Source organism: Leptospira ognonensis, assembly GCF_004770745.1.
GTDB lineage: Bacteria > Spirochaetota > Leptospiria > Leptospirales > Leptospiraceae > Leptospira_A > Leptospira_A ognonensis.
This window is the reverse complement of the sequence record NZ_RQGD01000046.1, coordinates 1-13,254: the sequence shown is the minus strand read 5'-3', so window position 1 is coordinate 13,254 and position 13,254 is coordinate 1. Positions and strand designations below refer to the sequence as shown.

At 38.1% G+C, this 13,254-nt stretch carries 12 protein-coding genes; 8 read left to right on the top strand and 4 right to left on the bottom strand.

The window, feature by feature from the left end; all coding sequences use genetic code 11:
- Positions 1–17: 17 nt before the first annotated feature.
- On the bottom strand, positions 18–1,184 hold the full coding sequence (locus tag EHQ58_RS16255; RefSeq protein ID WP_135624973.1) for an acyl-CoA dehydrogenase family protein: 1,167 nt from the start codon (positions 1,182–1,184) through the stop codon (positions 18–20).
- 126 nt (positions 1,185–1,310) lie between these two features.
- Here EHQ58_RS16255 and EHQ58_RS16250 point away from each other — a divergent pair, with 126 nt between their 5' ends.
- The 5 genes from EHQ58_RS16250 to EHQ58_RS16230 all read left to right on the top strand — a co-directional run bounded on the left by EHQ58_RS16250 (position 1,311) and on the right by EHQ58_RS16230 (position 7,214).
- Positions 1,311–2,054 (top strand): YebC/PmpR family DNA-binding transcriptional regulator, encoded by a 744-nt coding sequence (locus EHQ58_RS16250; RefSeq protein ID WP_135624972.1) that lies wholly within the window; start codon positions 1,311–1,313, stop codon positions 2,052–2,054.
- A 157-nt stretch (positions 2,055–2,211) separates the two neighbouring features.
- Positions 2,212–3,522: an EAL domain-containing protein gene (locus tag EHQ58_RS16245; protein ID WP_210412845.1), complete on the top strand. Its 1,311-nt coding sequence runs from the start codon at positions 2,212–2,214 to the stop codon at positions 3,520–3,522.
- Between the two features lie 26 nt (positions 3,523–3,548).
- Positions 3,549–4,433 (top strand): response regulator, encoded by an 885-nt coding sequence (locus EHQ58_RS16240; protein WP_135624970.1) that lies wholly within the window; start codon positions 3,549–3,551, stop codon positions 4,431–4,433.
- Position 4,434: 1 nt separating this feature from the next.
- A complete protein-coding gene (locus tag EHQ58_RS16235; protein WP_135624969.1) occupies positions 4,435–5,217 on the top strand; it encodes an enoyl-CoA hydratase/isomerase family protein in 783 nt (260 codons plus the stop codon).
- Positions 5,218–5,270: 53 nt separating this feature from the next.
- Positions 5,271–7,214, top strand: coding sequence for a M23 family metallopeptidase (locus EHQ58_RS16230; RefSeq protein WP_135624968.1), 1,944 nt, complete (start codon positions 5,271–5,273; stop codon positions 7,212–7,214).
- Here EHQ58_RS16230 and EHQ58_RS16225 read toward each other — a convergent pair.
- The gene (locus EHQ58_RS16225) at positions 7,201–7,968 is read right to left on the bottom strand and encodes a glucose 1-dehydrogenase (protein WP_135624967.1); all 768 of its coding nucleotides are present in this window, start codon (positions 7,966–7,968) and stop codon (positions 7,201–7,203) included. The two genes, EHQ58_RS16230 and EHQ58_RS16225, sit on opposite strands and share 14 nt — an antisense overlap.
- 111 nt (positions 7,969–8,079) lie before the next feature.
- On the opposite strand from EHQ58_RS16225, the gene purB reads away from it, so the two are divergent.
- The 3 genes from purB to EHQ58_RS16210 all read left to right on the top strand — a co-directional run bounded on the left by purB (position 8,080) and on the right by EHQ58_RS16210 (position 11,642).
- Entirely contained in the window at positions 8,080–9,381 is a 1,302-nt protein-coding gene (gene purB, locus EHQ58_RS16220) for an adenylosuccinate lyase (RefSeq protein WP_135624966.1), read from the top strand.
- Between the two features lie 556 nt (positions 9,382–9,937).
- Complete coding sequence (locus EHQ58_RS16215) at positions 9,938–10,735, top strand: class I SAM-dependent methyltransferase (RefSeq protein WP_135624965.1); 798 nt, start codon at positions 9,938–9,940, stop codon at positions 10,733–10,735.
- A gap of 118 nt (positions 10,736–10,853) precedes the next feature.
- Positions 10,854–11,642: a ceramidase domain-containing protein gene (locus EHQ58_RS16210; RefSeq protein ID WP_135624964.1), complete on the top strand. Its 789-nt coding sequence runs from the start codon at positions 10,854–10,856 to the stop codon at positions 11,640–11,642.
- Positions 11,643–11,805: 163 nt separating this feature from the next.
- On the opposite strand, the gene EHQ58_RS16205 is transcribed toward EHQ58_RS16210, so the two are convergent.
- Both EHQ58_RS16205 and EHQ58_RS16200 read right to left on the bottom strand, forming a co-directional pair.
- Positions 11,806–12,465, bottom strand: coding sequence for a hypothetical protein (locus tag EHQ58_RS16205; protein WP_167883666.1), 660 nt, complete (start codon positions 12,463–12,465; stop codon positions 11,806–11,808).
- Positions 12,466–12,473: 8 nt separating this feature from the next.
- Positions 12,474–13,157: a hypothetical protein gene (locus EHQ58_RS16200; protein ID WP_135624962.1), complete on the bottom strand. Its 684-nt coding sequence runs from the start codon at positions 13,155–13,157 to the stop codon at positions 12,474–12,476.
- Between the last annotated feature and the right edge of the window lie 97 nt (positions 13,158–13,254).

Below are 13,254 nucleotides of genomic sequence, written 5' to 3'. Positions count from 1 at the left end.
AGGGTTATATGCCCGCCTTAAAGATTTGGACTCTCAATACCCACGCCATCATTTAAGAATTTAGAAATGATTACCCTTTGGATTTGAGAAGTTCCTTCGTAAATTTGAAAAATTTTCGCGTCTCTCATCAATTTTTCTACTGGGTATTCTTCATTGAAACCGTAACCACCAAAAACCTGTACGGCATCAGTGCATATTCGCATCGCCATATCTGCACAGAATACTTTTGCGATTGATGCCTGGTAAGTATTTCTCATCTTATTGTCAATAAGCCAAGCCGATTGCCAGCATAACAAGCGTCCTGCTTCAATGTCCCGTGCCATTTCAGCGAGAATAAACGATATACCTTGGTTTACGGAGATTGGTTTCCCAAATGCATTTCTAGTGTTCGCATAACGAATCGAATGATCCATTGCGGCGCGCGCTACGCCGACTGCACCAATGGCGACGGCTGGTCTTGTTTGGTCGAAAGCGCCCATCGCAATTTTGAAACCTTCGCCTTCTTTACCGATAATATGTGATTTATGGACTTTTACATCTTCGAAGGTCATACCTCTTGTATCAGAACAACGTTGGCCCATATTCTTTTCTTTTTTACCAAGAATGATGCCAGGAGTCTTAGCATCCACGATGAAGCCTGTCATACCTTTATGGCCTGCCGTCGGATCGGTTTTAGCTAAAACAAAAAACCAATCTGCGTGACCTGCGTTTGTAATCCACATCTTTGATCCGTTGATTACATAATCATCGCCCACACGTTTTGCAACTGTGCGAATGCCCGCTACGTCCGAACCAGCACCGGGTTCTGTCACGGCATATGCTGCAAGTGTGAAGGTGTCATTCATCGGTTGGATGAATTTTTTCATCATTTCATCACTTGCACCTAACAATACCGGAGCAAGGGCCAGATTATTTGCTAGGATGGCAGTTGCCATCCCAGAACATGCATAAAATAATTCTTCGGAGGCAATGAGTTCATCTAAAACACCGAGGCCTGCACCGCCGTATTCAGCGGGAATGTGCATATTCATTAGGCCGACATCGAATGCCTTTTTCAGAATTTCCTTTGGAAACTCTCCAGTATGATCATGGTGCTCTGCGCGTGGAGCCATTTCATTTTTTGCGAAATCTCGAGCTAGATCTCGAAGTGCTTTTTGTTCATCGGTTATGGAAAAGTCGATCATGGCGTGCCTTAATTCGGTTTTTTTTACAGTACTTTCGATTTTTCCTCTAACGTCAAGAAACTCGATTAAAAGGGAAATCTGTTGAAAAATCTCTGATTTTAAAAAAAATAGCTTTGGGAGCAAACTATGTCAGGACATTCGAAATGGGCAACGATACGAAGGAAAAAAGGGGCAATAGATGCCAAAAGAGGTGCCATCTTTACCCGAATCGCCAAAGAGATTTCAGTAGCTGCGAAAGAAAGTGGTGGTGATGTAGAAGGAAATCCAAGACTTCGAATGGCGGTCACAAAAGCGAAAGCGGCCAATATGCCAAAAGACAATATTGAGCGTGCCATTAAAAAAGGTGCCGGTGGTCTCGAGGGAATGGTCTACGAAGAATGTTTGTACGAATGTTATGCTCCAGGTGGCGTCGCCATTATGGTAGATGTACTAACAGATAAGAAATCACGAACCACTCCGGAAATAAAGAGCATCCTTACCAAATTGGGAGGATCTTTGGCCAATGCAGGAGCGGTTTCCCGATTGTTTGAGCGAAAGGGAGTCCTTACTTTAAAGGTAGATCAGATTTCTGAGGAAACCCTGTTCGACTTGGCTTTAGGAGCGGGTGCTGATGACATCCAAATCGAAGAGGGCATCTATACTGTTACCACTCCCCCAAGCGAATACGAGGCTGTGCAATCTGCATTAACTTCCAAAGGGTTAAATATGGAAGAATCCGAAATCAAATATGTACCTATGACCACCGTCGAAGTCAATGATAAGGAAACTGCAGAGAAAATCATGAAACTGATTGATAACTTAGAGGGCAATGACGATGTCCAAAGCGTCAGTTCAAATTTTGAACCAGGTGAAGGTATCGAACTAGACTGAGGTCAAAGCGCAGTTGAAAAAACTTCTGCGCGAATCGCTATCCTTCTTGCCTTCTTCTTGCTTCTAAATTAGAATCGAATAGCCCATTGTCATTATCAAATCTTAACGAAGGCATGCATTGAAAAACCAGATATTCTCAGGTCCTTATTACTATGGTATGAAAGACCTCGATGTTTTTAAGAAAACCTTTATCAGCGAAAATCGAGGGAAGCCCCTTTTTCTAATCAGGTTTGAAAACATTACAGGGATCGAAGTCATTCCATTTCTAGACTTACTTAGAGGGGATTTCTATGCGTGCCTCGATTTAGAAGACATCTCTTTCGGATTTCATTATTTTGAAAAGAAAGGAATCCTCCTCATGGGCATTGCCCCTCTTTTTGAATGGAATATCGAAAAGTTTCCTAACATTGAAAATGCGGTTGGAAAATTTCAGAATGAAACCTTACGCGGAAAAGTAGCCTCCTTTCATTTCGGTGTCTCGCGTACGCAGTCAAATTTCATTTCTACAAATGATGAAATTTTTGATGAATTATTTAAATCCTCAGAAAAAAACTTAAATGATAATTTAATACGTTGGAGTTGGACGTATTACAATAAAGCTAACACATATATATCGGGCTCGGTCCATGAAGCAATGATCCAGCCTACAGTGATTTTTAATCCGAAACAAAAAACTTTTTCTGTTAAAGGCGGTGAGGTTTTTGTTGGTGGTGGTGCATATATTGGTTATAAAGATTTAATCAATGATATTCCTGCCGACCAGGATCTTAATCGAATTGAACTTCTGATTTTAGAGAAATTGATCGTCGCATGTGACAATGCTCCAGGTCTGTTAAAATTTAATATATCTCCGCAATCCTTAATCGATACTTTCTCGAGCAAAGAAAAGGTAGATAAACTAAATAAGCTCATTAATAACAAGAATCTTTCTCCTGAAAATGTTAGATTTGAATTGGTAGAAAAACCTTATGATGATTCTGAGTATCCACTTAAAGATGTGTGTCAGGCGTTTTATGATCACGGGTTGAGTTTTGCTGCGGACGACTTTGGTGTTAAAAGTCAATCTCATCAGATTGTTTTAGATTTAGGTATCATGATCAAAGAATTTAAATTAGATCCTATTAGTTTTAAGTTTAAAATAGAAGAAGATCAAATTAAATTCTTGGATAATCTTGCCTTCATCGATTATTGCAAGCGACTTGCAGATAACAGGGAAGCCGTCATTACTGCAGAAGCAGTCGAAGACCTTGATACTTTACGATTTCTAATGGAACACCAAATCTATCAATTTCAGGCAAATATTCTCTTCGGAAAAATGTCTATTACAGAGTACAAACGAGATTTCGAACTTTTACATTCTATACCTGATGACGTTGTGAAAGAGGTATTGACTGACAAAATCCTGGCAGAAAAACAAAGGAGAGTTGGAAATGTTTTCCGCGTTGCCGTCGAAGCGGGACTCATTTAAAGTAAGCTACAAACATGCATTTTATAATGGCGATAGAAAACGACCCCATCGCGTCTTCAGAACTTGAGACAATATTTCAAGGTTTAAGACAGCGGGTAGTCATCACAAAATTTACCCAGACCGTAAAGGAATATGTCAAATCCTCAAATCCCGATATTATACTGATGGGATTAACGTTTCGAGACAAAAAAGAATTGGAATTTGTTTTAGAACTTCGTCGAGATGTGATCACTCAATCCATTCCTATATTAGCATTAATTCCGAAAGAAGACCCCACCTTTAAATCAAATCTAAAGGCACTGGGCTTTACAGATTTTATGGTGAAACCTCTTTTTAAACAAACATTACTCGATAGAATTCAGAGTCTCATCGAAGAATATAAATTTAGCGAAAGCAGCAAAACACGCGATAACGTATCCTTTGTCATTATTGATCGTGAACATGGAAAAGTCTTATTTCAATGTCGTGCCAACTTAAAACGATATGTATTTCCTGAGTTCAAAAAAATCTTCACTCCAAATTTTCTTAAATCCCTGCAAGGTGAATATGTAGGATTCGATATCCGAGCTGTACCCGACGTTGGCAAAGAAGAAGTCGAAGTTTTTGAAAGGGTTGTTAAAATATTTGTCGGTATGGATAGAATTTCCATTATCGCAGGAAGACATATGGGTGCTTTCATCGAACATGCGCAAGAAGATGAAAGAATCATAGTATTCATGGCACCGACAGAATTTGACGATTACATGAAAGTCGAAGAACAAAGAAAAGAAGACCTTCGAAAGAAAAGTAAAAAAGAAAAAACGATCCCAGCTGGTGCAACCGTTACTGAAAAAGAACAACCAGAAACGACACCAGTACCTGAAGTTGAAAACAAAGAAGTCGTAGAAACTAAAAAAGAAGAGAACGGTTAACATGAATTATAGAAGAGAAGAAATCGCAGTAAGTGGTGGTAAGGCAGAGATCATTCATATGCAAATGAATGATCAGAATTCCTTAACGGGCGCCAACATGAAGGAGCTTGGCAAAATATTAGCAGAAATAAACAAAGATCCTGCTAAGAAAGGCGTCATCATTACCTCAGACCATGAAAAATTCTTTTGCAATGGATTGGATGCTGACAATTTACTTTCAGCTTCGAGGGAAAATTTGTTAAATGAAGTCGGTGGAATTGTGATTTTGTTTGGGGAAATTGTAAAATTTGATAAACCTCTAATCGCGGAAGTAACAGGACATGCGATGGGCGGTGGAGCTGTCATTACGGTTGGATGTGATTTTAAATACATGTTAGATGGAAAAGGTCGAATTGGATTCACAGAGGTGAATGTTGGTTTGCCTCTCCCTGGTAGTTTCATAGATAAAATTAAAATGTGTGTGAGTGCAAGATATTGGTCCGAAGTCTGTTTGGAAGGCAAAACCTTTAAGGGAGCAGAAGCTAAGTCTATTGGATTAGTAGACGATATTGCACCATCACGTGAAGAACTTCGAAAGGTGACACTAAAAAAATTAGACTCCCTTTCGAAGATTCCAATTACGGCTTATCGCTCTACAAAAAACATGCTGAACTCTATGTTGATTGATAAATTAGAAGTTTACGAGAAAGAAACAATCAAAGCATTCGAACAACCAGGTGTGATCGAAAATCTCCTTGAGGCGATGACGGCATTGAAGGAAAAGCGACGACCAAATTTAAAATGATTAGAACTCGATAAGTCTTGCAGAATCTAAAGCCGAATTAATTCTGAAATTGAATGTCTCGGCTTTCTTTTTTACTTTTAATCCTACTTACATTCAATGCAGGACCTGCGCAAGCCCTAGATTTTCCCCCAGGATTTGTACTCACTGAAAATTATGCATGGCCAGTAAAAGGCTTCAATCAAATTACGGGGACTTTCGGTGAATATCGTACGGGTCATTTCCACATGGGACAAGACTTTTCTACAGGTGGTCGGATAGGTATACCGATTATAGCTGTCGCGAAAGGACAAGTAACACGCGTACAACGAAGATGGAGTTCAATAGGATATGCTGTCTTTGTCCAACATGAAGACGGTATGACTTCTCGCTATGGCCATCTGCACAAATTTGCGCCAAAGGTTGTGAAGCAGATACTTAAATCGAAGCAAGCAAGAAGATTTAAAGATCGTGTTGATTTTGACATTGTTTTACCTGAGCCATTGACTGTATCAAAAGGCGAACTCATTGCTTTTTCGGGAGACACTGGTGTCGGACCACCGCATCTCCATTTTGAATTGTACAAAGATAATATTTATTACAATCCAATGCATTTTGGATTAGGATATACAGAAGCAGAATCCGTAATTTTTGACTCTCTACGTATAACACCTCAAACCTCCAGAAGCTTTATTAATGGTAAAAATGAGCCCCTTGATATACCTTTTTATAATGTCGGAAACAATAAATTTGAGTTAGCTGAATCACCCACACTTTTCATCCAAGGGAAAGTCGGTTTACAAATTTCTATACATCAGAAATCAAATGCCAACCGACTTGGCATCTTAGCTATGAGTATGAATTTTGGAGAACAGATCTTACAAGGATTTCAACTTTCAAAGATTTTGAAAAATCATTCTAGAAAGAATGTTCTCCTTTATGATAGCAGTATCAGTCGTCCAGATGGAAATCCTTTCTCTTATTTTTTGCATACCAGAGATGGAAATGATTTACTTGGAATGTATAAACCTGACAGAGAACAAGGTCTTATCGATAGCGATACCCTTAAACTTAATGAGCCTAAGGAAGTCACAGTTAAAGCCAAAGGACAAGGTAGCCAAGAAGCGATTGCATCTTTCTTTTTGATTCGAGACGGGAATGATTATAAAAATATCATCACAAAAGAATGGGTATACAATGTTCAATTTGATCGGTATACCACTTTCAAATCGAAGGATACAAAGGTTGAGTTATTCTTTCCAGTAAATGCCGTTTACTCAAAAGGGTATTTTGAAATCGCGGCTAAGGATGAAATAAAAATAAAAACCAATGGATTGAACCAACTATCATCCGTTTACGAAATCGGACCTGATTTTAGAGATTTCAATTTAGGATATGATCTATATGTAAAAGTACCGAAAACTCAGGATATCAATTCTGCCGATTTATATGAGGTTTTTCCTGATGGATCAGTTAAAAAAATTAAAGGTTCTTCCTTTAGTTCCTGGGGGCAATTTTTTAAGGTGAGACTTCGAAAGACCGGCCTTTTTGTGGTACTCTCAGATCAAACACCTCCAAACATGTATTTGCATGAATCGATGACTAAATCAGTATATCCTAGAGAGGATTTCGTTCTTCTTCTTAAAGCAAAAGATCTTGGCTCTGGAATCATGCCTGAAGGATTCGATATCCTTGTAGATGGTATTAGAGGAAAGGCGGAATACTTTCCGAAAGATGGTAGAGTAGAAATTTTTGAACCGGAAAGTTTATACCTTCCAGGACCTCATACGGTACTTGCCAGCGTTAGAGATTATGCGGGTAACTGGAGTTCAACGGTAAGATATGATTATGAGATCGAAAGTCCCCCTGCTCCTATAGAAGAAAAGCCTGTCGTGAAGGAAACGATTCCGATAACAGTCCCAAAATCAGAAACAAAAACGCGAAAAGAAAAAGATCGGGAACCGAAGGCGACCAAACAAAAGTCGCCTAAGGCTAAAAAGGCGATTTCTACATCCCGATAGCTGCTCCACCGTCAACTCGTAAATAAGTTCCAGTGATATAAGACGCATCGTCACTTAAGAAGAATTTTACCGCTGAAGCAATCTCTTCTTGTTTACCTGGTCTTTTAAGTGGAATCACTGCTGCATCTGTAAGCTTATCTTGTACTTCTTTCGAGAGAGTGCCTGTCATCTCTGTTTGCACGTATCCAGGGCATACGGCATTGACGAGTACGTTTCTTCCCGAAAATTCGCGGGCCGAGACTTTCGTGAGTGCAATCACACCCGCTTTCGAAGTTGAGTAATTTGCTTGGCCAGGTTGGCCTGTAAGTCCAGATACTGATGAAATATTTACAATTCGACCCGCAGGCGCTTTCAATAGCAATTTACTCGCGGATTTTGTCATAAGGAATACTCCCTTACAATTAACATCCATTACAAAATCATACTCTTGCTCTGTCATACGAATGAGCAAATTATCCTTAAGCACGCCCGCGTTATTGACTAGAAAATCTAATTTTCCATATACTTCTTTTGTTTTTGCGATGGCTGCATCGCAATCGGCTGGAATCGTTACGTTGCAGGCAACACCAATCGCCTTAACACCATATTTCGCTTCAACTTCTTTGGCGGCTTGGTCTATTTTTTCTTGGTTTAGGTCAACGAGCACGAGACTAGCGCCGTGTGATGCAATACGATTGGCAATGGCTCTTCCCAATCCTATGGGAGATGCGGCACCTGTGACGAGTGCTACTTTACCTTCAAATTCTTTGGACATATTTTCCTCATTATTTATGGATACTTTGCAACAAATAAAGATCAAAGAACATCGTTCGGCAACTGTAAAATTCACGGTTGAATTGAATGTTTGTCATGAAACCTTGCCCTTATGATCGATCGTTATAGCCATCCAGAAATTTCTGCCATTTGGGAATTAGAGAACAAATTTAAGATTTGGACAGACATTGAAATTTATGCGTGTGAAATCCGAGCGGAAAGAGGTGAAATTCCCAGGGCTGATCTTGAGACCATCAAAGCAAAAGCAAAATTCAATGTGGAGGAGATCCTCGAGATTGAAGCCAAAGTTCACCACGATGTCATTGCCTATCTCACAAATTTAAACTCCTACATTGGACCCGCAGGAAGACATGTCCATTTTGGACTTACATCCTCTGATGTTGGTGATACAGCTCTCTGTGTCCAAATGGTTCAGGCGATGGATCTCCTCATCAAACGCGCGAAAGAACTACTCGAATCTACCAAACAGAAAGCCATTGAATACAAAGACTTACCATGCATCGGTCGCTCGCACGGCATCCATGCGGAACCTATGACCCTTGGTTTAAAGTTTGCTCTCTTTTACTCGGAAATGACGCGAAACATTGAGCGCATGGAAGATGCGAAAAAACAAATTGCCGTCGGGAAATTATCCGGTGCGGTTGGAACCTATTCCAATATCGATCCAGACATTGAGGAATATGTTCTGAACCAACTAGGTCTTGCCGTTGATCCTATCGCGACACAGGTGATCTCCAGAGATAGGCATGCATTTTATGTTTCGGTCTTAGGGATCGTGGCTGCCAGTTTAGATCGAATGGCCACAGAAATTCGCCTCTTACAAAAAACAGAAGGTCGTGAAGTGGAAGAACCCTTTGCCAAAGGACAAAAAGGCAGTTCAGCCATGCCTCATAAACGAAATCCGGTGGTTTGTGAAAGGATATCAGGAATTTCAAGAGTCATCAGAGCAAACGTAAACGTAGCATTACAAAATGTCGGCTTATGGCATGAAAGGGATATCTCTCATTCCTCGGCGGAGCGAATTGTTCTTCCTGATTCCACCATTGCACTCGATTATATCTTAGAAAAAATGAATTTTGTGATCAAAGGAATTCATGTTTATCCAGATGCCACAGAACGAACATTAAATGTGACACGTGGTCTTATCTTCTCTCAAAAGGTTTTGCTCTGGCTCATTGAAAAAGGTGGTATCTCAAGAGAAGATGCGTATGTCATTGTCCAAGACAATGCCATGGCTGTATGGGCAGATCAAAAAGAAAATCTAAGAGATAGATTGAAAAAGGATCCAAGATGTAGTTCTATCCTAAAAGATTCCGACTTAGAGGAAATTTTTCAGATAAAGCCTTATCTAGAAAGAATCCCTTTGATCTTCAAACGACTTGGTATTACATAATATCACATATTTTTAATGTAACAGGTTTTGAGAATCAATCTGCGCCTCATGCAACTGTCTCTGGTCTAGAATTGAACGCTTGAGTCTTCAAAGTTTCCCTGGCAGTAATTGACGCGATTCAAAGCAGGGAAAGTCAATTTCTAATTCCATTCGGTTTCGAAGATAATAATTTGTATGTAGTTTGCTCCGTCTAACATTGAACCTAAAAAAATAAAAAACTCCTTGAGCGAATATTTTAATATATTTTTCTCAGTTCATAAACCAATTGATCAAAGAAATGCGTTATAAGTAAACTTTGCCCTTGCAATTCTATCAACTCGACAAAAAATTTTAACATTTTTGTCTCTTTGTATACTATTCTCCAACAGTATTTTTCTCTGAGTCTTTTAGATAACTTTAAATTGGGACAAACTTTTCAAATTAACCCTCTTTTTAGCTGATATTTCTATGCAAATATAGCCTTATAGATTGATATTTTCTTGAAATTAAAACTGATAACTGCATACTACTTAATGTATTCTCAGCATTAGAGATTGCATCATTAATGATAAACTCAATGAAGATCATCTTACGGAATATTTTTGTAATTTTTTGGCGAAGTAACATCGTCAAAGATCTTATATATTTTCAGCACCATCTATTTCCTCTGCCGCTCCTTTTCTTTGATTGGCTGTTTTCAAATCCTCTGAGAGCAAAGCTCCTTGCTCCTTATGGTATGCATGTTTTCATGTCTAGTTATGAAAATAGATTGGATAATTTTTTATATTGGAATAGTAAGGAATCATTATATTGGCATTTATACCGACAGACAGATGTCAATAAAAACCTAATTTCAATCCTTCAACAAAATGAAAATTTTTCGGCTTTTTTACAAGATCCGAATCTCGAAATCGTTGAGCTTGGAATCGGAATTGGCAAAACAACTCGCTTCTTAACTGACAATCACCTACTAACCTACAAACATTTAATTGGAACAGATACGAATGAATTTGTTTGCAATTATCTTAATGAAAACAATCTCATCAAAAATGCTTCGGTCTACCAACTGAATGCTGAACAAATCATCGAACGGGAATTAAAAATGGATCTGCTGATGGCTCATGGAGGTGTATTCATGTATTTATCAGAAGAAATCGTTACAAAGATATTCCGATATTTGTATAAAGTAGGTTGTAAAGCCTTGTTCATTACCCAAGAAGGGATGTCAGGCAAGGATCATAAGCGAGAGGATAATACGACCATGTATGACTTTCGAAACCGACTGCGAGCAGTTGGATACTCAGAAGGCTTTGAGTTTATGGAGGTAAAAGGGGATTATTCATTGGATCTATTTGCAATGTACCCAAAGAAATAATTTTTCTAAATTTTCAGTACTTTTTTCCTACAGATTTCTTTTCTTAGTTTAACGCGCAGACTTAATCGATAAATATAACGGAAACAGACAAATACAGAGACTGGTCGTTTCGATTTCGATGAAACAAATTTTTCCATTCATTTTCACATCTCTTACCTATTTTTTACTAAATTATTTATTAGAACGCAACCTTCTTTCTAATGATGCACCCGCTACTTGTCTGCCGAATCATTGCTTTTGCGAAAGTACTGTCCTTGGATTAATTAAACAAAGAAGTAATAGTATATCCTCGCTTGGCTTTTGTTATGTTAGTATCTGGATTCTAAGTGGCTTATTTTTTCAATCCATTGAGAGAAACAAAATCAAGAATAGTCGTAACAAAATTGTATTCCTTCCGACAATTTTTGCACTCGCCTTACTATCCATTGGGATCGGTAGTTTCCTTTACCATTCTACGTTAAGCTTCATAGGTCAATTTTTGGACGTGGCTGGTATGAACTTATTAGCAAATTTTATCCTACTCACACATCTAAAGTTTCGGATCAGGATGAGCAATGTTACATTCTTTTGTTTGTATTTATGCTTAAACATTCTCACATGCTATTTGATTTGGGACTTCCCTGAGGTAAGACGATTGCTTTTCGCAATGATCCTTTTGGTATCGATTCTATTTTTAGTTTTTTTTCGTACCCAACGAAAGCTCAAATCTACTGGCTATTTGTTCCTTGCCCTCGCTTTCCAATTAGCTGCCTTTTTGATTTGGAATTTGGATTTACAAAAGATCATTTGTTTCCCAAATTCGTGGTTCCAAGGACATGCCATTTGGCATATCCTAAGTGCGGGTGTTTGTTTCTTACTTTATCATTTCTATAGTAAAAATCACTTCGGACAAGAAACAGAGATCTAACTAGATTTAGCAAAAGTGTTTAGTATCTTTATTGTATTTCGAATAGATCGTATTGATTTTTTCATCCATCTCTAGACTCAAAGTTTCCATTTTATGAATCTTAAAATTTAGAAACCTTTGCATTTCACCTTTTCTTAAACAAGAATGTTTTTACGATTTACCATTATTCCATTTTCATTTTCCTAAGATCATATGTTAATCGATCAAAAACACGTGGATAAAGAAGAGTGGAAGTAAATTCTGCATCTGTTATACGATAAATCCCCCAAAAAAATGTCTGATATTCTAAGGCATCAGATATTTTTATTTCTTCCATAATTATGCCATTGCGATAAATAGTTAGGTTGAGAGTTAAACTAACTTTACCTGCTTTAGGTAAAAAAGGTAACATAGTCGAATATGGATATGTTGCAGGAATGATTCCAGGCCAGAATAACTGAGCTTCACCTTCTTTATCATTGAAAGGAAGGAAAAATATTCCAGTCAAATACGATGGATTCTTATAATAACTAAATTTCCAAGTATCTTCTACAAAAAAACTTATTTCTGCTTGGTCTTTGCTTAAACTATCTGACTCACTTTCAAAAATAATATTCGAGTATTTTCCAGAATTAACAATGGCAGCCTCGAAACATTTCTCTAGATTTTCCATAGAATCCGAACCCACTTCCATATTTTGATGATAGGAAAGAATCCGCACCGACATCTTACGGATGAGCAAATCGCGTACACTGCTACTCTTATTTTCAATTTTGTATCCAATGGTATTTCTCAAAGGATGAGATAAACAGGAAAGCGAACAAATCTGGAGAATTAAAATCAAAATTTTGATCAAAATCTTAGTCCAACTTGCAAAGAATAATTCAAAGGTATACCTGTAGACAACGGTAAGGCACTCAAGATTTGTCTATTGTATATCTCAAGTTCAAGTATACCGAGAGAAGATTTCGAGTCTAAATTGTATTCACTGTTAATTCTAAATTTTCTATTGAAAGCATTACCGCTACCAAATTCAAAACCAATAAAAATTGGAGAATCTGAAATAAGATAACGATAGCCGACCGTATAACCATAGTATAAACTTGGCAATTCATTTACAGTTGAATGAATACTCGCTCGCATATCAGGTAGAAGAATATTCGCTAAATAACTATCCGAACTAGTGATGACCGTACCAGCATCAATCCTGCCACCATGGATAGAAAAAAAGAGCGGGAAGTTTTTATCCAGGAAAGGATAAAACTGGAAAAAGAACGTTTTGGATGATACTGGTATTCCTACTTGATCACCTTGCGATACCCAAGATTGTCCGTTCGCGGTATAAGATGAAATTCCATATTGAGTGGCATTATAAACTGACTGACTCGCCTTATCATAGCCATTTCCACTCGGTAAATTAAGAAATTGGGAAACTCCAATAGTAAGAGTATGTGATAAGTTAAAAGAAAGAGATATAGCTTTTAAATCTATATCGGAGATATCTCCGCTTACATAATAATTCCATCTCGAGGACATTCTAAGTGATGCTTGAGAATTGGGTTCTAAACTATGGGTTGTCGACCGAGAAAATCATGAAATCAAAAATATCCCATTCGTAGAAACGGAAAGGTTC